Below are 18,146 nucleotides of genomic sequence, written 5' to 3'. Positions count from 1 at the left end.
CCCCCTCCTCGCGGAGGGGGTTTTTCGTTTCGGCGAATGGCGATTACGCCATCAGCCTGCGTCACTTTCATTGAACACCCTGAGGCGATGACCGTCCGGATCGGCGGCGAGGAAGGTGCGTCCGAACACCATGTCCGCCGGTTCCTTGAGGATCGTCGCGCCGGCGCTCTTCCATTCCTGGAAGCGGCGGTCGACATCCGCGCGTGTCGCCACGACAAGGCCGACCTCGCTGCCGCCGACGGGTGTCGGCGCCGAGATGTCGGCGCTCGATGTCGACCAGAGGCCAAGCAGCAGCCCGTCGTTGATTTCGAAGCTGACGAAGGTCGGGTGTGCCTCGAAGGGCGCCCTGCCGAGCAGGCGGCCGTAGAACTCGGCACTTTTCATCGGGTCGGCGACATAGAGGAGGGCATAGGCTCGTGCAGTCATTTTTGTTTCTCCGGTTCTTGTTTCGGAATGACCGGATACTACGGGATGTTGCTGCCAATTTTTGTCAGCATCAGAACGATGGCGGGTTTATTCCCTGCAGTTGCCGCCACTCGCGGACGAGCTGAAGCCTCCGTCTCGGATAACGCACGGCGACGTTTTCCAGCGCAGTCAGCCGGTCCGTGCGGAAGTGGCGGAAGCCGTCCCGCATCTCGCACCAGGCGACGATGATCCGCTGGCTGTCGAAATAGCCGAGTGCGATCGGCCAGATATCCCGCTCGGTCGAACTGCCGTCGGCGTCGCGATAGCCGATCCGCAGCTTGTGCTCGGCGCGGATCGCCTGCCGTATCTGAGCGACGTCGACGATACCGTCGTTCGTCTTGCCGCCGGGGCCGACCATCAGGCCGGAGGTCGAGAGATGCTGCCGGAGATCGGCCGGCAGCACGGCTTCTATCTTGGCAAGGGCATTGTGCGCCGCGTCGTTAAGTCCGCCGTCGCCGCGGCTCGCCACCCAGCGAAAGCCGAGCACGAGCGCTTCGATCTCCTCCGGCGAGAACATCAGGGGCGGCAGCATGTAGCCGGGGCGCAGCATGTAGCCGATGCCGGCTTCCCCGTCGATGTCGGCGCCCTGCGCCTGCAGCGAGGCGATGTCGCGGTAGAGCGTGCGCAGCGATATGCCGAGCGTTTCCGCAAGCACGCGCCCGCTCACCGGCCGGCGATGCTGGCGCAGAACCTGAAGCAGTTGCAGGAGGCGTTCGGAACGGCTCATCGGTGTCCATGCTGGCAGATTTTGTCAGCAGGATTAGGACAACTCCGCGCACTTGGCCAGTCCATGAGCCGGAGGAGAGGCTCGGCTCAGCGGCCGGCCTCGAGCCAGAGTGTCTCGATGATGCGGGCTTCGGCCTTCGGCGGATCGGCGAAGAGGTGTTCGGCGATCTCCAGCGCCTCGCGCCGCAGCGCTTGTTGCTGGCGGATCACGGCACCCAGCAGATGCGCGAGTTCGGCACCGCCGTTCAGGACGTCAGGCTCGCGGTCGAGGAGGGCGACCAGAAGCGCCAGATCGTGCTCGTGACCGAGGACCGTGACCAGCGCCTTGGCCCCGGCGAGCTTCGCCACCATGGCCGAAGGCCAGAGGTCGCGGAGAAGCGCGAGGTGCATGGAATAGTCCTGGGCGCATTTGCGCAGTTCGTGGAAGACTTCTTCGTGGGCATCCGTTCGGCAGGCCTCGACGGCTTCCCTCGCGCGTGCAAGATTGCTCCGCCATCCCCTGGCGATGCGCTTCGCCGTCGCCTGCCGCCGGTCGTCGAAGGAAAGCTCGTCGAGCGCATGGATCGCCTCCCGGCATGCCTCGACGGCGGCGCTGGCCTTCTGCGGCAAGTCAGCCTCGTCGGCAGCCATGGTGTCCCTCCGCACCGTGAGGGCCGTCCGGGCATGGGCGAGCGCCTCCCGCTCCTCGGCGTTGAGCGCGTGGTCTTCGAGATAGGCCGCGGTCTCGATCAGCGCGGTCGCATCGCGCACCAGCGAGAGGGCATGGGCGGTTTCCCGCAGGCGCGCGTTCTCGTGCTTCTGGAAATCCTTCGCGTCCTCTGCCACCAGACGGTAGAGCGCGCGCACGCGCTTCAGCTTCCGGCGGGCCTGATGGATGGCTTCGTGCAGGCCCTCGGGCTGCTCCGTGATGAGGGCGATTGCCCGCTCGAGTTCCCCGGCCGCTGCTTTGCGCAGCTCCCCGGTGAAGGGACGGTCCGGCCTAATTCGGTAGGCCATAAAGTGCGTCCTGCTGCAGCTTCTCGGTCGCCAGTGCCTGATTGGAATAGCGCCGGTCGCCCGTCACTTCCCGGCCGATCCAGTGGGGCAGGGACGGGGTGTCGCTTTCATCCCGCAGTTCGACCTCGGCGATCACCAGCCCATGATAGGCACCTTCGTAGACGTCGATCTCCCAGACGAAGCCGTGATGCTCGACGGTGTAGCGCACCTTCTCGATGACGTTGCCGACGGCGAGCGCGATCATTTCTTCGGCGTCATCGAGCGCGATCGGGTATTCGAACTCGTCGCGGACCAGCGAATTCTGGCCGATCTTGACCGTCAGCTGGGCCGAGGTGCCGTTCTTCGTCCGCACGCGCACGGAGCGGTCGTGCATCAGGACGACATAGGCCTGGCGCATCGGCGTCGCAGACGTCGCGAGCGCCCGCCAATCGTCGTTTGCCACGAGGAACTTCCGCTCTATCTCCTTGGCCATGGACCCATTCCGCTTGCCGCCCTGCGGGGTTACCGTACAGGAAGTCTGAAATCCGTCAAACGGAGGCGGAGCGAGCGTGCGCATTTGTCTCGACAATGCGGGCATGTCGCTATATCCGTCTGTCAATTTCAATCGTTTTAAGAAAGGGAGCCGGACCATGGGCGCCAAAACCGAAAAGCTTCTTTCGACCCTGAAATTGCAGCCGGTCGTGCCGGTGCTGATCGTCGAGGATGCCGGGACGGCCGTGCCGCTCGCCCGTGCGCTCGTGGCCGGCGGACTGAAGGCGATCGAGATCACCATGCGAACCGATGCCGCCCTGGAAGCCGTGCGCCGCGTCGCGGCCGAAGTCGAAGGTGCCGTCGTCGGCGCCGGGACGATCCTCAATCCCGTGCATTTCGACGCGGCCGTCAAGGCCGGCTCGCAGTTCATCGTCAGCCCCGGAACGACGCGCGAACTCGTCCACGCCGCCCGTGCCTCGGAGGTCCCGCTGCTTCCCGGCGCGGCGACCGCGAGCGAAGTCATGCAGCTGCGCGAGGAAGGCTATCAGGTGCTGAAGTTCTTCCCCGCCGAGCAGGCCGGTGGCGCCGCCTACCTCAAGGCTCTGTCGTCGCCGCTCGCCGGCACGCTCTTCTGCCCGACCGGCGGAATTTCGCTCAAGAACGCGCGCGACTATCTCTCGCTACCGAACGTCGTCTGCGTCGGCGGCTCGTGGGTGGCGCCGAAGGAAATGGTCGCGGCCGGCGACTGGGAAGGCATCACCAGGCTCGCTTCCGAGGCGGCGGCCCTGAAGGGCTGACCGGGCAGTCGGCATCGCCGTCTTTGTATTGTCGCGATCGGCTACCTATGTAGCGTTGAACGAGTGCACAACACGGAGATGGCGATGTTCGACGCGAAGAAGCTTCTGGACCAGTTCCTCGGTTCACAGGTTCCCGGAACCACCGGGACGGTGAAGGAGAAAGCGGGCGGTATCGCCCAGCTCGCCAAGGACAATCCGCTCGCGACCGGCGCGATCCTCGCCGCCGTTCTCGGCACCAAGACCGGCCGCAAGCTCGCCGGCAATGTCGCGACCATCGGCGGCATCGCCGCGATCGCCGGCCTCGGCTACCAGGCCTACAAGAATTACCAGGCCGGCAAGGCGCCGCAGACGGCACCTGCCACCTCCGAGCCCGTTCTTCTTCCCCCGCCGTCCGATTCGCCGTTCAGCCCCGACGCGGCGGCCGCTGGGAACGAGTTTGCGCTGATGCTGGTCCGGGCGATGATCGCGGCCGCCAAGTCCGATGGCCATATCGATGACGCCGAGCGTGCCCGCATCCTGGACAAGATCCACTCCTCTGCCCTCAACGCGGAGGCCGAGGCCTTCATCGCCGAGGAGCTCACCCGGCCGACGGATGTCGAGGCGCTGGTGGCGGCGGCAAAGACCGACGCCCAGAAAGTGGAGCTCTTCACGGCGTCGCGGCTTGCGATCGATCCGGACAGCCGGGCCGAACGCGGCTATCTCGACATGCTCGCCGGACGGCTTGGCCTCGCCGACGGTCTGGTCGACCATATCGAGGCGACGGTCGCAGGCGCCACCGTCTGAGGTCATGATGCTGCCCAATGGCCAGTTGCCTTTGGCAGGCGGCTGGCCTACTGCTTTGCCGGAACATTCCGTGAGGCAGGCATGCGCGATCTATCGACATTCAAAGGCTGTCCGGCGCCGGCGCCGGTAAGGCTCGAGGGCCGTTTTGTGACGGTCGAGCCCTATGACAAGGACAAGCACCTCCAGGCTCTCTGGGACGGCCTCGGCGGGATGGGCATCAATCCGCTGCTCACCTATTTCACCCAGCCGGACTTCGGCGGCATCGCCGATTTCGAGAGCTGGCTCGACGGCGTCCGCACCAAGGGCGGCTGGCTCACGCACGTCTTCCGGGACAATGCCTCCGGCAAGATCGTCGGCATGGCAAACTATATGCGCGCCGACCCGGCCAACGGCGTCGTCGAGGTGGGAGGCGTCGCCCACGGTCCGGCGATGAGCCGCACGCCGCTTGCGACCGAGGCCCATTACCTCATGGCGAAGCACGTCTTCGAGGATCTCGGCTATCGCCGCTACGAGTGGAAGTGCCACAACGAGAACGAGGCGAGCAAGACGACCGCGCGCCGCTACGGCTTCACCTTTGAGGGCGTGTTCCGCCAGCACATGCTGTCGAAGGGCAAGAACCGCGACACCGCCTGGTTCTCGATCATCGATGGCGACTGGCCGCTGGTGAAGGCGGCGTTCGAAGCCTGGCTGCACCCCGACAACTTCGATGCCGAAGGCCGGCAGAAGCGCAAGCTCGAAGACATTCGCGCCGAACTCGCACGGGCGGTGGCGTGATGGCCGGGGGCGACAAGGAAACCCGCTCTTCGGCGATCGCCGCCTTCGTCATCCTGCTCGGGATCGCCCTTGCGCTCCTGATCATGCCGAAGGTCGTGCTGTGGGTCGGCGGCTACTCGCCGGTGCTCGCCGCCGCTCTCGGCACGCTGGTGATTCTGTCCTTCTTCCTGATTTTCTGGCTGCGCGCGCGCTATCAGCGCCACCGCGGCGATCAGGACTGAAGCGCCGCCGCAAGCAGCACCACCCCCATCACGATGACGAGAAGAGCGCCGCCGATCTCGATGGCGCTCGTCACCTTTCGTGCTGCCGGCGATCCGGGGCCGGAGAGGCGGACGGCAAAGGTCTTGGCCGAGACGGCAAGCGTCGCGAGGAGGGAGACGGTGATCGCGGTCCCGAGGGCCATGGCGAAGACCGAGAGCACCCCGCCGATATAGAGCCCGTTCAGGATCGAGAAGGTCATCACCAAAAGAGCGCCGGAACATGGCCGCAGGCCGACGGCGACGATCGCCGACCAGGCCTCGCGCAGCCGGAACTCCTTTGCAGAAAGGAGCCGCGGATCGGCGATATGGCTCATCCCGCAATCCGGGCAGACGGCACCCGGCGCAAGCCCCGAATGGCTGTGTTCGGCGGCGACGGCTTCGAAACGAAGACCGGTCGTCGTGCGGGATGCCGGAGCCGAAGGCGTTCCGGCGAACAGCGGTGCGCTCGCCGGCTGGACGGTGAAAATCGACCGCAGCTTGCGCACGAGAAGCCAGAGACCGAAGGCGATGATGAGCCCGTAGCTTGCAAGCTCCATCGCGTCGGTCGCGTTCGTCAGCGTGATTCCCGTGCCCCTGAGGACGAGATAGGCGACCCCGACGACGGCGATCGCGACCAGCGCCTGCAGCGCCGAAGAGACGAAGGAGATGCCGACGCCGCGCTTCAGCTCGGTCTCGTTGGCGATCATGTAGGAAGAGATCACGGCTTTGCCGTGCCCCGGGCCGGCAGCATGGAACACGCCGTAGGCGAACGAAAGTCCGACGAGCGTTGCAAGGCGGCTCGGGTCTTCCCGCATCGCCTTCAGCGATTCGGTCAGGGCGCGATAGAAGGCTTGCTGGTGCTCGTTCACCCAGGCGAGAAATCCGCCGAACATGCCGGTCATCGGGAACGACGGCTCGGCGGTGCCGATGCCGAGCGGCGACCCCGCGAAAGCGGACGGCGCCACGATTGCAGCGGCAACTGCGACGAGGGCGGCGTACTTGCCGAGGCGGGCGTTCAGCACGACACCTCGAGGCGGGTCGCAAACAGCTTGCCCATGTCCGAGCCGCCGGGATTGTTGAAGAAGGCTTCCGTCATCATGTTCTGGTTCTGCGCCGTCACTGCGTCCGGATCCGGACGAATGACTTGCCGCTTGCAGGCCTCGAAGCCGTCGCCCTCGGTCGCGAGGTCTTCATCCTTCGCGAAGTCGATCGACGTATAGAAGGTCGGGTCGTAGATGCCGAAGGAAAGCTTGCCCTTGAGCGGCACGGCGGTCTGCGGCTTCACGATGAAGAAGACGAGGAGCTGGTTGTCCTTGAAGTCGACGTTGAAGACCTCGGGCGTCGCAAGTTTCACCGGGTTACCGTTGTCGGTGATGAAGGTGAAGTAGTCGTAGTCGCCGGTCGAGGTGCGGATCGTGTCGGCGATTTCCTTCAGCTCGTCGGGATCGAGCTTCAGGTTGGTGTTCTTGTCGAAATCGAGCAGCACGCTGGAGGAGAACACGTCGTCAAAGCGCCAGACATTGCGGACTTCCGTGATATTTCCGGCGTCCGCGACCACCTCCAGCCGCGCCTCCGCGAAGATATGCGGATGGGCGAGCGCGGGTAGCGGCTGCAGGGCGAGGGCGATCGCTGCGGCTGCCGGCGTGAAAGTCTTCTTCATGATGCCCTGTTGTTGCTCGCGTCACGGGATTCGGCGATCCTTCACCGTTCCCTTTACCAGAATTGGGACGGAAGTTGGACTGCTTCTCCTGTGCCGGCCGGGCACGCCTTAGGCGTTCTTGCGGAACCAGCCGTGGAGATAGTCGACGAAGGCGCGAACCTTCGCCGGCAGGTAGCGGCGGTGCGGATAGACGGCATAGATGCCGCGATCGGACGGCAGGTAGTCGTCGAAGAGCGAAACGAGTTCTCCCGATTGCAGGTAGGGCCTCGCGATGAAATCGGGGATCATTGCGACGCCGAGCCCGGCACGTGCAGCCCGAAGCGTCGCCTGCGGGCTGTTGACCTCGATCGGGCCGCTGACGTTCACGGAAAAGCTTCCGTCCTTCGGCTCGTGGAAGCGAAGCGTGTTGTGGGTCCGCGAATTCGTGTCGATCAGGAAGGGCACCCGCGACAGGTCTTGCGGATGGGTGAGCGGCCCGTGCTTTTCGACGAAGGCGGGCGTGGCGCAGGCATAGACGCGGAAATCGGAGAGCTTGCGGGCGATCAGGCCCGAATCATCGAGTTTGGTAATGCGGATCGCAAGATCGAATCCTTCCTCGATGAGATCGACGAACCGGTCCTCGGCGACGATCTCGAGCGAGAGATCGGGATGCTCCTTGACGAAGTCGATCAGCGACTGGCCGACATCGGCATCGATGAAGGTGCGCGGCAGCGAGACCTTCAGCTTGCCGCGGATATCGGCGTTATTTTCGCGCACCAGGTCCGCAAGATTGTCGATCTCCTTCAGGATATCGGAGGCCGTCCGGTAGTATGTGTGACCCGCCTCCGTCAGGGAGAATTGGCGCGTGGTGCGGTTGAGAAGTAGCGCGCCGAGCTCGTCCTCCAGTTCGCGGACATACTTGGAAAGCAGGGCTTTCGAGCGACCGGTCTTGCGGGCGGCGGCCGAAAAACCCTCGGCCTCGACGACGTCGATGAAGGCGCGCATGCGGGTCAGAGTATCCATAATGCCGGCTCCTTCGCGAATTGCACCGAATTGTGAACACAAGCGAAAGATCGTTCAATCCCATTTTCGGGGAACGCGACAAAAAACGCTTGATTATGACTGCGAATATTCTTATTTGCTCGCTTGCCCAAAGTCGCACGTGCCTGTGGGTGTCCGCCGACCCTCGAACTGGGAGAAATCCCTAAGGTGAGGTCATCGGTAAGGTACCTGGAACTAACCCCTCCAGTCGCTATTCCGGCCAACCGGGAAATGCGAGGACACCTTGAAGCAACGACGGTGCGGGCCTTTCTGGTTCTCTTCCGGCTTTCCATCAGCCGGGGTCACTGAAGAGGCACACCATCATTGCCGGAAGTGCGGTCGGGTTCCCCAACCAATCCATGGCAGACAAAGCGGATTCATGCGCTCGGTAATCGGGTGCGTCTATCCATCGTTTACGCGCTGAGCGTTCGTACGGTACCAGAGTCTCCACCGGCTGGTTTCGAGCGATCTCTCGTCGCCCTTTGTCATTCCGGAACTTTCGTGGTTCCGGGCTCTTTGGAATATGGAAGGGATAGACCGATGACCACTGCCCGCATCCTCGATTTCATCAAGTCCCGACGACCGGAAGGTCCTTGCCTCGTGGTCGATCTCGACGTCGTGCGCGACAACTATTCCGCCTTCCGTCATGCCCTGCCGGACAGCGCGATCTACTATGCCGTCAAGGCCAACCCGGCTCCGGAAATTTTGTCGCTGCTCGCCGCGCTCGGCTCGAGCTTCGACTGCGCCTCCGTCGCCGAGATCCAGATGGCGCTCGACGCCGGCGCGACCGCGGACCGCATCTCCTACGGCAACACCATCAAGAAGGAACGTGACGTCGCGCGCGCCCACGCGCTCGGCATCAGCCTCTTTGCGGTCGACAGCCACGAGGAAGTCGAAAAGATCGCCCGTGCAGCTCCCGGCGCCCGCGTGTTCTGCCGCGTCCTGACGGACGGCGATGGCGCTGAATGGCCGCTTTCCCGCAAGTTCGGCTGCGTCCCGCAGATGGCCGTCGACGTGCTCGTCTACGCCCACCAGCTTGGTCTGGAGTCCTACGGCGTTTCCTTCCACGTCGGCTCGCAGATGACCAAGGTCGATGCGTGGGACGCGGCCCTCGCCGACGCCAAGCGTGTGTTCGCCTCGCTCACCAAGCAGGGCATCCACCTGCAGATGGTCAACATGGGCGGCGGTTTCCCGACCAAGTACCTGCGTGACATTCCGTCGGCGGAGGCCTATGGGCTGGCGATCGCCGGTGCGCTGAAGAAGCACTTCGGCAATCACATCCCGAAAACGATCATCGAGCCGGGCCGCGGCATGGTCGGCAATGCCGGTGTGATCAAGGCCGAGGTCGTGCTCGTCTCGAAGAAGTCGGACAACGATGCGCATCGCTGGGTCTTTCTCGACATCGGCAAGTTCGGCGGCCTTGCCGAAACCATGGACGAGGCGATCCGCTACCCGATCCGCACGGAGCGCGACATGGACGAGATCGAGCCCTGCGTGCTCGCCGGCCCCACCTGCGATTCGGCGGACGTGCTCTACGAGAAGAACATGTATCCGCTGCCGGTCTCGCTGACGATCGGCGACGAGGTCCTGATCGAAGGCACTGGCGCCTACACCACGACTTATTCGGCGGTTGCCTTCAACGGCTTCGAACCGCTGAAGTCTTACGTGATCTAAGGCCAAACCTCACTCGAGGACGACCGCGCCGGCATTTCCGGCGCGGCAATCACAAAGATCATCGGAAACACTCTCGGGATGGGAGGTCTAAATGGCCACTGTTCTTGACACGGTGCGCGCCTTCTTCGCGCCTCCACTGACCTTCGTCGTCGAAAACGAAACGCCCGCTGACGTCGTGGCGCGCGAGATGCTGCTCGACCGCGCGATGGGTGCCGACCGGCGCAAGAAATCGTCGGAGAAGATTCGTCGCGGCCGCGTGCCGGCCGAAGGGCTAGCGTTCGTCGCCCGCGATGCGGCCGGTCACGTGATCGGCACCGTGCGGCTGTGGAACGTCGAGGCCGGCGTCGACAACAACGGTCGCCCAGTGGACGCGCTTCTGCTCGGGCCGCTCGCCGTCGACGGCGCCCACGAGGGCAAGGGCGTCGGCTCGGGGCTGATGCGGGCTGCGATCGCGGCGGCAAAGGCGCGGGACCACGGTGCGATCCTCCTGGTCGGCGACGCGCCATACTACCGGCGTTTTGGCTTTTTCGCCGAGAAGACCCAGCATCTGGTCATGCCGGGGCCGTTTGCGCGCGAGCGTTTCCTGGCGCTGGAGCTGAAATCCGGCTGGCTCGACGAGGCTGTCGGCATGGTCGTCGGCAGCGGTCGCAAGCTTTCGCGAACGGGGCGGCGCCAGAGGGACTGATCGGACGCTGCCGCCGGGCGCTCCATTCGCGCTTCTTTGCGGGCCGATTCGCGGCCTGCGTGCAGATTTCCGGCTCGGGAGCAGCGGAGTGGGAGCCCGAATTGCAGTTCGGCGGGGTTCGTGTGACGCGTCGTTAAGTCGCAGATTTTTCAGGGTAATATGCCTTTCGTCAAATTTAGCATTGTAAAAATGTCACAATCCTGATCGATCGATTTTCGGCATTTGATTAACATGTTAAATATTGATCTGGCGCAACCGGTGACGGTGAGCGTGGGGGATAGTCGGCGCCATGGCTTCAGGCCAAACGACTGACCAAGGAGAGACCCCATGACCACCACTTGCACAAGGCGGATCAGCGCTCTTGCCGCAACCACTGCAATCCTGTTGTTCGCCCAGGCGGCCGGCGCGGCGGATTTGACCCCCGCGGTTGAACCTACCCCGACAGCCGAGGACATCGGCGCTGTCAGCCCGTGGCAGATCCGCGTGCGCGGGCTTGGCGTCATTACCAATGACGAAGGCTCGGTCGACGGCGTCGCCGGCTCGGATCTCTCCTACAGCGACTCGGTCATCCCCGAACTCGACATTACCTATTACTTCACCGACAACCTGGCTGCCGAACTGATCCTCGGCACGACCTGGGCCGGCATTTACGGCGAAGGTTCGCTCGCCGGCCTCGACCGCATCGGCAGCACCTGGATTCTGCCCCCGACGCTCACCCTGCAGTATCACTTCACGGATTTCGGCGCCTTCAAGCCCTATGTCGGCGCCGGCGTGAACTACACGATCTTTTACAACCAGGATGCCGACAGCGCGACCGACCTGCATGTCAAGGATAGCTTCGGCTTCGCGCTGCAGGCCGGTTTCGATTACATGATCAACGAACACTGGGGCGTCAACTTCGACGTCAAGAAGATCTTCTTGCGTCCGGACTTCGACGTGACGGTCGGCGGTGCAGACCTGACCGGCAACGCCAAGCTCGATCCGTGGCTCATCGGCGGTGGCGTGACTTACCGCTTCTGATCCGTTCTCAGACTTCGCGCGGCAGCCAGGGGCGTCGGCCCCCTGCTGCCGTTCGTATTTGCGATGCACCTGCCGCTACAGGCGCGACGCCACACAAAAGCCCTCCTGCCGCGTACTATCCTAGGTGGTGGCTCATGAAGGGGACGCGACGGCATGAAAATCGCGGCGTTGAAGTGGGAAGGAAACAATATCGGCGACGATATCCAGAGTGTGGCCGTGATGCAGCATCTGCCGCCGGTCGACGTCTTTCTCAACCGGGACCACCTGAAGAACTATGACGGCCCCGAGACGTTGCTGGTCACCAACGGCTGGTTTCTGTCGAAGATGGAGAACTGGCCGCCGAGCCCGTCGATCAAGCCGATCTTCTTCGGCTTTCACGTCCAGAAACATGCCAAGCCGACCATCGCGCGCCACGTCGACTACCTGAAGAAGCACGAGCCGATCGGCTGCCGCGATCAAGGCACCGTCGATTTCATCCGTTCTCTCGGCGTCAATGCCTACCTATCGCTCTGTTCGACGCTGACCTTCGACGCGCCCGCTGACCGCGCTCCCGATTCCATCTACATGGTCGAGGTGGAGGATCGCTATCTGTCGCCCAAGATGTTCCGCAAGGGCCTGACGGTAAAGCACGCCAGCCACCGCTTCATCGACGTCTCGGAGGAGACGCGCATGCAATATGCCCGCGAGGTCGTGCAGACCTACGGCCGGAAGGCTGCACTCGTCGTGACGTCCCGCATTCACTGTGCCATGCCGTGTGTCGCCATGGGGATCCCGACCGTCTTCATCGGGCCGAAGAGCTACAGGACCGAAATCGTCGAGGAGATTGGCCTCACCCGCAATGGCCGGCAGCACTGGTTCCGGCGCCCGTTCGTGGCGAAGATGGACGAATGGCCGGCGCCGATCGATATCGCCGCCACCAAGAACCGCATCAAGGCGGATATCAAAGGCCGGATCGCGGCGGCGCTTGCCGCTAGCTGAGGAAACGCCTCTTGAAGGTCTGCATGATGAACTCGACCGTCGCATCGGTCGGGTGCCGGAAATCGTCCTTCATCGGGTCGGGCAGGAAAGACGTCACCATCTCGTAGGACGGGAAGTAATAGAGCCCGCTCTGCGACGGGGGGCCGACCTCGCGCATGAGTTCGTCGATCGCGACGCGCAGCGACGCCTTCGAGACCGAATTCGCGGTAATGCAGGATACTGGCCGGAAGGTCGCGGCAAGCGGCACCGGAGAGAGCGTCACGATCACGGTCGCGTTCGGCCGATGTGCCCGGATGAGTTCATAGGTGCGCCGCAGATTGTCGAGATTTTCCGCCGCGCCGAGCACCCGGAAACCGTGGCGGTTCGGGTCGAAGTCACGCTTGGGAATGGCGCGCCAGAAGATCTCGCCGGTCGGCTTGTCGTACCAGACTTCGGAAAGCCCGAGCGTAAGAATGAAGATGTCCGACTTTTCGAAAATCTCCTGCGTTGCCTTGCGCACGTCGTCCGAATAGTCGCCCGGAATTCCGTCCTTGTCGTGCCAGAGCTCGATCTTCGGCGCCTTCCCCTCGAAGGCCCACTCGAACTGCTGGCGGATCGCTGCGGAGTTGACGATACCTTCGCCGCTTCTGACGACGTAGGAATTGAGCTTCATGTCGCGGCCGAAGACCTGGTAGCCCTCGCGATAGAGAAAGCGGGTGACTTCTGCCGCAAAGCAGCTGCCGAAGGCGGTGATATAGTGGTCTTTGGAGATGAATGGGGCATCGGGAAACCATCCCTTGCCGACGTACTCATCGACGGCGCCTGGCTTGGCGATCGCCTTCTTGTCGGGGAAGAAGTTCGTGGTCTCGCCGCGATACCAGGTGGCGTGCGCACGGCGCTTTTCGCCGCCGGTGCGATAGTAGATCAGGTCCTCGCGCTCGGCCTCTTCGATGAGACGCAGGGCGCGGAGGATCTTGTACCGCAGGGTCTTCTTCCGGGGTTTGGGTGATTGTGTCGCCATGGGCCAGCGATAGCCCAGCGGCGGTCTCAATTCAAGCGGCGGCCCTAACCCGAGATATCCACCACGCCGCAGTCGCCGGCTTCCGAGCCGAAGGCGAGCAGCTTGCCGTTGGCGCTCCAGGCCATCGAGGTGATGGCGCCCTTGCCGGGACGGCGCAGCAGTGCCTCCTTGCCGTCAGCGATCCGGACCGCGAGAATCATGCCGTCGATGAAACCGATGGCGAGGACCTCGTCTGCGGGGTGGAAGGCGACATTGGTCACCAGGATGTTGGCGCGCGTGCCGAGTTCGAGCGGCGCTTTGCCCATCGGGCCGTCCTTGCCGGCGAAGGGCCAGACGATTGCCGCCGGTGCGCCGGAGGAGGCGAGCCACTTGCCCTTGGGCGACCAGGAGAGCGACTTGACCTTGGCCGGATAGCCGGTCATGCGCATATGGCGGCTCTCGTTGGGCTTGCCGTCGAGCTTCCATCCGTGCAGCGCGCTTTCCTGCATGGTGGTGACGACGAAGCGGCCGTCCGGCGAGAAGGTGACGTCGGTGTGGGCGCCCTTCCATTCGAGATCGACCGGCGTGCCGGCGGTGCCGACCCAGTGAAGGGAGACGCCGTTGTAGCGGGCAAGCGCGATCCGGAGCCCTTTCGGTGCGAAGTCGATGCCTTCCACCGTGCGCTGTTCGGTGAACTCCTTCACCGTACCGTCGGCGAGCAGCACGAAGGCGGATTTGCCGTGCGCATAGGCGACCGCACCCTGCGGCCCCGCAGCGACGACGGAAATCCATTTGCGCGGCGCTTCGGCGAGTTCGCTGACGCTGCCGTCATGGGCAATCCTCAGGACCTTGCCGTCCTCGCCGCCGGTGACCAGCGTCTGGCTGGCGTGGTCCTTGACGCAGGTGAGAAGCCCCTTGTGGGCCTCCGTCACCTTGTCGCCGCCGTCCAGCCGGTGGATGGCGCCGGAGGCGGCGGCGAAGAAGGGGATGTCTCCGAGAAAGGCAGCAGCGACGACGTGGCCTTCGATATCGAGAGGGGCGACCGTCGGCATCAGGCTTGCTTTCCCGTTTCCACGACCATGTCCAAAAAGCGCTTTAACGTCTTCAGGCTCATGCCGCGGCCTCGCAGGCGTGGAAGCTCTTTTCCAGCTTTTCGCGGTCGAGATTGCGGCCGATGAAGACGAGACGCGTCTCGCGCTTCTCGCCGTCCTTCCATGGGCGCTGGTGATCGCCCTCGATGATCATGTGCACGCCCTGGACGACATAGCGCTCCTCGTCGCCGTTGAAGGCGATGATGCCCTTGAGGCGGAGAATGTTCGGACCGTCGGTCTGGGTCACCTTCTGGATCCACGGGAAGAAGCGATCCGGATTCATCTCGCCGCCGCGCAGCGAGATCGAGGTGACGGTCACGTCGTGGATGGCGGACGGGCCGTGGTCGTGGTGGTGGTGATCGTGCCCATGGTGGTGATGGTCGTGATCATGGTCGTGATGATGGTGATGGCCATGGTCGTGATTGCATTCCGGGCCGCAGACATGGTCCGGATCGTCATGGTCGAGGAAGCTCGGATCGTTCTCCAGCGCGCGCTCGAGATTGAAGGCGCCCTGGTTCAGCACCTTGGCGAGATCGACGCCCGAGCGGGTGGTCGTGTAGACGCGGGCGGACGGGTTGATCGCATGGACGATGTCCTCGATGCGATGAAGCTCGTCGTGGCTCACGAGATCGGCCTTGTTGACGACGACGACGTCGGCAAAGGCGATCTGGTCCTCGGCCTCGCGGCTGTCCTTCAGCCGGAGCGGCAGGTGCTTGGCGTCGACGAGCGTCACGACGGCGTCGAGTTCCGTCTTCGAACGGACATCGTCGTCCATGAAGAAGGTCTGGGCGACCGGCACCGGATCGGCAAGGCCGGTCGTCTCGACGATGATGCCGTCGAAGCGGCCGGGACGGCGCATCAGCCCCTCGACGACACGGATCAGGTCGCCGCGCACCGTGCAGCAGACGCAGCCGTTGTTCATTTCGTAAATTTCCTCGTCGGACTCGACGATGAGGTCGTTGTCGATGCCGATCTCACCGAACTCGTTGACGATGACGGCGTATTTCTTGCCGTGATTTTCCGAGAGGATGCGGTTCAGCAAGGTCGTCTTGCCGGCGCCGAGATAGCCGGTGAGCACGGTGACGGGAATGGGTTTCGCTGCAACTTCGGACATAGGAACCTCGATGGGTGAACTGGGCGGACAGGCGCCCCCGGTGCGGTTGAGTTCATATAGGCCGCGGCGTGCGACAGTTCAAAGGCTTTGTTGGCGGAGCCTGCCCTCGCGTCTCTAGCGTAGCGCGTCGACGTCGAAGGTGTGGACATCCTGCAGCAGTTCGACGAGGCCGCGGATGGCGTGGGCGATCAGTCGTTCACCCTTTTCTGCCGTTGCGGCCGCCGCATTGCCGGTCACCCCTTGCGGGTTGAGGTCCGCCATCTTCCAGCCGAAGGCATGGGGGCCGTAGGCGCGCAGATGGGTGAAACGCCGGGCATAGTCGGCCTGCCGCGAGGGAAAGTCGGCGGCACGGGTCATGTCGACCTTGCCGGGATGAAGGGCCAGCATGACGGACGTTTCGATGTCGCCGCCATGGATGCCCATAGCCTTCTCCTCAGGCGTGACGACGCCCTCGGGTACGCCGAACCGGGTCCAACTCGTCGCCACTGCCAGCATGTCGAAGCGCACGCGCGCCTCGGTGGCGACGATCGTCATCAGCGGTGAGTTGCCGCCATGGGCGTTCAGCATCACGAACCTGCGGATACCCTCTCGCGCCAGATCACCCGCGATCGAAAGCCAGCGCTCGACGGCTTCGCCGTAGCCGAGGCTTCGTGTCCCAGGAACATCCATGTGCTCGATGGAATAGCCGACCGGCTCCGTCGGTAAAAAGGTGACGGGCAGGTCGGCGGGGAGGGCGGCGATCAGCCTCTCGACGATCCCCTCGACGATCAAGCGATCCGTCTCGAAGGGGAGGTGCGGCCCGTGCTGCTCGTGCGCGCCCAGCGGCAGGACGGCGATCCAGTCGCGGCGTTCTTCCGGAGAAAAGTTCGGATCGTTGTCGGCAAAATTGCGGTGAGGTCTGGACATTCCGGGACCTTATCCGATCTTCGGACGGCGTTTCAATGCGTTGTAAAGATTAGCCGGCTTATCATGCCCGCACGCGGCGAGGACTATCGGAGCATAGAGATGGCGAAGAAAGACAAGTCGGACAAGAAGGGCGGCAAGAAAGACAAGGCCGGCCGGAAGAAGGAGGCGGTACGCGAGGCCGCAAACGTCGCCTTCGCGCCCATCGTCACACAGACGGCACGGTCGCTCAGGACACTTTTATCCCGCAATCTTGCCGATTGCGGTCTCTATGCCGGCCAGGACGGGGTCGTCCAGGCGCTTGCCGAGGAGGACGGGCTGACGCCGGGAGCACTTGCTCAGCGGCTCGGTGTCAAGGCGCCGACCATGACCCGCACCATCGGCCGCATGGAAGCCCAGGGCTTCGTCGAACGGCGGGCGGACACGCTCGACCACCGTCTCACCAAGGTCTTTCTCACCGACGGTGGCCGCGCCAGCCTCGAACGCATTGCCGTCGCGGCCTTCGAATGCGAGCGGCAGGCGCTCCAAGGCCTCTCCGGCAAGGAGGCCAAGACACTTTTGCGGCTGCTTCTCGCGGTGGAGGAGAACCTGCAGGCGGCCATCGGCATGCGTTGAAGGTGTGCGACGGCGAGGCCTTTTTCCTAGCTGAAAACAGCAATTGAAATCCGCAATTAAATTGTTTAATTAAAACGTTTAATCGCGGGAGAAGGCTTTCCACCGCGAGCGAACGCGATTGCCCCGGGAGGACACGTGGCTCAAAAAGTGAAGCTCTCCACGATAGCCGAGTCTCTCGGTCTGTCGACCGCTACCGTATCGCTGGCCCTGCGCGACAGCCCGCTGGTTGCGGCAGATACGCGCGAAAAGATCAAGGAACAGGCCCGTCATCTGGGCTATATCTACAACCGCCGTGCCGCCAGCCTCAGGACATCCCGTTCCGGCATCATCGGTGTCGTCGTGCACGACATCATGAACCCGTTCTACGGCGAAATCCTCAAAGCCATCGAAAGCGAGCTCGACCGAAGCCGCCATACCTTCATTCTCTCCAATCACTACGATTCCGTCGAAAAGCAGCGGACCTTCATCGAGACGCTGCTGCAGCTCGGGGGCGACGGGGTGATCATGTCGCCGGCCATCGGCACGCCGGAGGAAGATGTCATGCTGGCGGAGGAGAACGGCATGCCGGCCATCCTGATCGCCCGTTCGATGGAAGGCCTCGACCTGCCGACCTATCGCGGCGACGACAGTTACGGCATCTCGCTCGCCACCAACCACCTGATCGGACTCGGCCACCGGACAATCGCGATGATTGGCGGCACGGACCAGACGTCGACCGGGCGCGACCGCTACCAGGGTTACGTGAACGCGCTCCGCAAGGCCGGCATCGAGGTCGATCCGGCGCTGCGCATTCCCGGTCCCCGCACCAAGCAAGGCGGTTTCGAGGCGGCTGTGCACTTCCTGTCCCTGCCGCAGAAGCCGACGGCGGCCGTGTGCTGGAACGATCTCGTGGCGATCGGCCTGATGAACGGCATCGCCCGTGCCGGCCTCGTCCCCGGCAAGGATATTTCGGTCACCGGTTACGACGACCTCGAGGAGGCGTCGATCGCGACGCCGGCATTGACGACGGTCTGGAACGGACAGGCGGAGGTCGGAAGGCTTGCGGCCCGCGCGCTTCTCGATAAACTGGCGGGCAGTCACGAGCCGGACGGCATCCATCTCATCAAGCCGGAAATGCGCATCCGCCAGTCGACCGGCCCCATCAAGCGATAAGGAG

21 protein-coding genes are annotated in these 18,146 nt (G+C 63.7%); 10 read left to right on the top strand and 11 right to left on the bottom strand.

What is annotated here, in order from left to right:
* Positions 1-51: 51 nt before the first annotated feature.
* From ACM6UT_RS02570 to ACM6UT_RS02555, 4 genes are all read right to left on the bottom strand, one after another.
* Positions 52-426 carry a VOC family protein gene (locus tag ACM6UT_RS02570; RefSeq protein ID WP_416795799.1) on the bottom strand — a complete coding sequence of 125 codons (375 nt, stop codon included), beginning with the start codon at positions 424-426 and terminating at the stop codon, positions 52-54.
* A 70-nt stretch (positions 427-496) separates the two neighbouring features.
* Positions 497-1,192 (bottom strand): helix-turn-helix transcriptional regulator, encoded by a 696-nt coding sequence (locus ACM6UT_RS02565; RefSeq protein ID WP_416795798.1) that lies wholly within the window; start codon positions 1,190-1,192, stop codon positions 497-499.
* 86 nt (positions 1,193-1,278) lie between these two features.
* Entirely contained in the window at positions 1,279-2,187 is a 909-nt protein-coding gene (locus ACM6UT_RS02560) for a CHAD domain-containing protein (RefSeq protein WP_416795797.1), read from the bottom strand.
* The gene (locus tag ACM6UT_RS02555) at positions 2,171-2,659 is read right to left on the bottom strand and encodes a CYTH domain-containing protein (protein WP_416795796.1); all 489 of its coding nucleotides are present in this window, start codon (positions 2,657-2,659) and stop codon (positions 2,171-2,173) included. The genes ACM6UT_RS02560 and ACM6UT_RS02555 overlap by 17 nt, the downstream gene beginning before the upstream one ends.
* A gap of 157 nt (positions 2,660-2,816) precedes the next feature.
* Between ACM6UT_RS02555 and ACM6UT_RS02550 the strand changes: the two genes are divergently transcribed.
* The 4 genes from ACM6UT_RS02550 (at position 2,817) to ACM6UT_RS02535 (ending at position 5,233) form a co-directional block, all read left to right on the top strand.
* Positions 2,817-3,455, top strand: a complete 639-nt coding sequence (locus ACM6UT_RS02550) for a 2-dehydro-3-deoxy-phosphogluconate aldolase (protein ID WP_416795795.1) — start codon at positions 2,817-2,819, stop codon at positions 3,453-3,455.
* Between the two features lie 84 nt (positions 3,456-3,539).
* Entirely contained in the window at positions 3,540-4,238 is a 699-nt protein-coding gene (locus tag ACM6UT_RS02545; protein WP_416795794.1) for a tellurite resistance TerB family protein, read from the top strand.
* Positions 4,239-4,319: 81 nt separating this feature from the next.
* The gene (locus ACM6UT_RS02540; RefSeq protein ID WP_416795793.1) at positions 4,320-5,012 is read left to right on the top strand and encodes a GNAT family N-acetyltransferase; all 693 of its coding nucleotides are present in this window, start codon (positions 4,320-4,322) and stop codon (positions 5,010-5,012) included.
* The gene (locus ACM6UT_RS02535) at positions 5,012-5,233 is read left to right on the top strand and encodes a hypothetical protein (RefSeq protein ID WP_416795792.1); all 222 of its coding nucleotides are present in this window, start codon (positions 5,012-5,014) and stop codon (positions 5,231-5,233) included. Before ACM6UT_RS02540 ends, ACM6UT_RS02535 begins: the two co-directional genes overlap by 1 nt.
* Here the strand turns inward: ACM6UT_RS02535 and ACM6UT_RS02530 are convergent.
* The 3 genes from ACM6UT_RS02530 to ACM6UT_RS02520 form a co-directional block, all read right to left on the bottom strand.
* A complete protein-coding gene (locus tag ACM6UT_RS02530) occupies positions 5,224-6,273 on the bottom strand; it encodes a nickel/cobalt transporter (RefSeq protein WP_416795791.1) in 1,050 nt (349 codons plus the stop codon). The two genes, ACM6UT_RS02535 and ACM6UT_RS02530, sit on opposite strands and share 10 nt — an antisense overlap.
* Positions 6,267-6,911: a DUF1007 family protein gene (locus ACM6UT_RS02525; RefSeq protein WP_416795790.1), complete on the bottom strand. Its 645-nt coding sequence runs from the start codon at positions 6,909-6,911 to the stop codon at positions 6,267-6,269. Before ACM6UT_RS02525 ends, ACM6UT_RS02530 begins: the two co-directional genes overlap by 7 nt.
* Positions 6,912-7,019: 108 nt before the next feature.
* Positions 7,020-7,913 carry a LysR family transcriptional regulator gene (locus ACM6UT_RS02520; RefSeq protein ID WP_416795789.1) on the bottom strand — a complete coding sequence of 298 codons (894 nt, stop codon included), beginning with the start codon at positions 7,911-7,913 and terminating at the stop codon, positions 7,020-7,022.
* Positions 7,914-8,471: 558 nt separating this feature from the next.
* Here ACM6UT_RS02520 and odc2 point away from each other — a divergent pair.
* From odc2 to ACM6UT_RS02500, 4 genes are all read left to right on the top strand, one after another.
* On the top strand, positions 8,472-9,605 hold the full coding sequence (gene odc2 / locus ACM6UT_RS02515; protein ID WP_416795788.1) for an ornithine/lysine decarboxylase: 1,134 nt from the start codon (positions 8,472-8,474) through the stop codon (positions 9,603-9,605).
* A 91-nt stretch (positions 9,606-9,696) separates the two neighbouring features.
* Positions 9,697-10,290 (top strand): GNAT family N-acetyltransferase, encoded by a 594-nt coding sequence (locus ACM6UT_RS02510; protein WP_416795787.1) that lies wholly within the window; start codon positions 9,697-9,699, stop codon positions 10,288-10,290.
* Between the two features lie 327 nt (positions 10,291-10,617).
* On the top strand, positions 10,618-11,310 hold the full coding sequence (locus tag ACM6UT_RS02505) for an OmpW/AlkL family protein (protein ID WP_416795786.1): 693 nt from the start codon (positions 10,618-10,620) through the stop codon (positions 11,308-11,310).
* Positions 11,311-11,463: 153 nt separating this feature from the next.
* Positions 11,464-12,288, top strand: a complete 825-nt coding sequence (locus ACM6UT_RS02500) for a polysaccharide pyruvyl transferase family protein (protein WP_416795785.1) — start codon at positions 11,464-11,466, stop codon at positions 12,286-12,288.
* Here ACM6UT_RS02500 and ACM6UT_RS02495 read toward each other — a convergent pair.
* From ACM6UT_RS02495 to ACM6UT_RS02480, 4 genes are all read right to left on the bottom strand, one after another.
* Positions 12,281-13,288 (bottom strand): GSCFA domain-containing protein, encoded by a 1,008-nt coding sequence (locus ACM6UT_RS02495; RefSeq protein WP_416795784.1) that lies wholly within the window; start codon positions 13,286-13,288, stop codon positions 12,281-12,283. The genes ACM6UT_RS02500 and ACM6UT_RS02495 overlap by 8 nt on opposite strands.
* Positions 13,289-13,332: 44 nt before the next feature.
* A complete protein-coding gene (locus ACM6UT_RS02490) occupies positions 13,333-14,319 on the bottom strand; it encodes a WD40 repeat domain-containing protein (protein ID WP_416795783.1) in 987 nt (328 codons plus the stop codon).
* 58 nt (positions 14,320-14,377) lie between these two features.
* The gene (locus ACM6UT_RS02485) at positions 14,378-15,472 is read right to left on the bottom strand and encodes a CobW family GTP-binding protein (RefSeq protein ID WP_416795782.1); all 1,095 of its coding nucleotides are present in this window, start codon (positions 15,470-15,472) and stop codon (positions 14,378-14,380) included.
* A gap of 114 nt (positions 15,473-15,586) precedes the next feature.
* Positions 15,587-16,378 carry a creatininase family protein gene (locus tag ACM6UT_RS02480; RefSeq protein WP_416795781.1) on the bottom strand — a complete coding sequence of 264 codons (792 nt, stop codon included), beginning with the start codon at positions 16,376-16,378 and terminating at the stop codon, positions 15,587-15,589.
* 99 nt (positions 16,379-16,477) lie between these two features.
* Here ACM6UT_RS02480 and ACM6UT_RS02475 point away from each other — a divergent pair, with 99 nt between their 5' ends.
* Both ACM6UT_RS02475 and ACM6UT_RS02470 read left to right on the top strand, forming a co-directional pair.
* Positions 16,478-16,990 carry a MarR family winged helix-turn-helix transcriptional regulator gene (locus ACM6UT_RS02475; protein ID WP_416795780.1) on the top strand — a complete coding sequence of 171 codons (513 nt, stop codon included), beginning with the start codon at positions 16,478-16,480 and terminating at the stop codon, positions 16,988-16,990.
* A 135-nt stretch (positions 16,991-17,125) separates the two neighbouring features.
* Positions 17,126-18,142, top strand: a complete 1,017-nt coding sequence (locus ACM6UT_RS02470) for a LacI family DNA-binding transcriptional regulator (RefSeq protein WP_416795779.1) — start codon at positions 17,126-17,128, stop codon at positions 18,140-18,142.
* Positions 18,143-18,146: the final 4 nt, after the last annotated feature.

Origin of the sequence: Ciceribacter azotifigens (assembly GCF_048159625.1) — a bacterium.
GTDB lineage: Bacteria > Pseudomonadota > Alphaproteobacteria > Rhizobiales > Rhizobiaceae > Allorhizobium > Allorhizobium azotifigens.
Note: the sequence above shows the minus strand (reverse complement) of the source record. Positions and strands in the feature narration are given on the sequence as shown.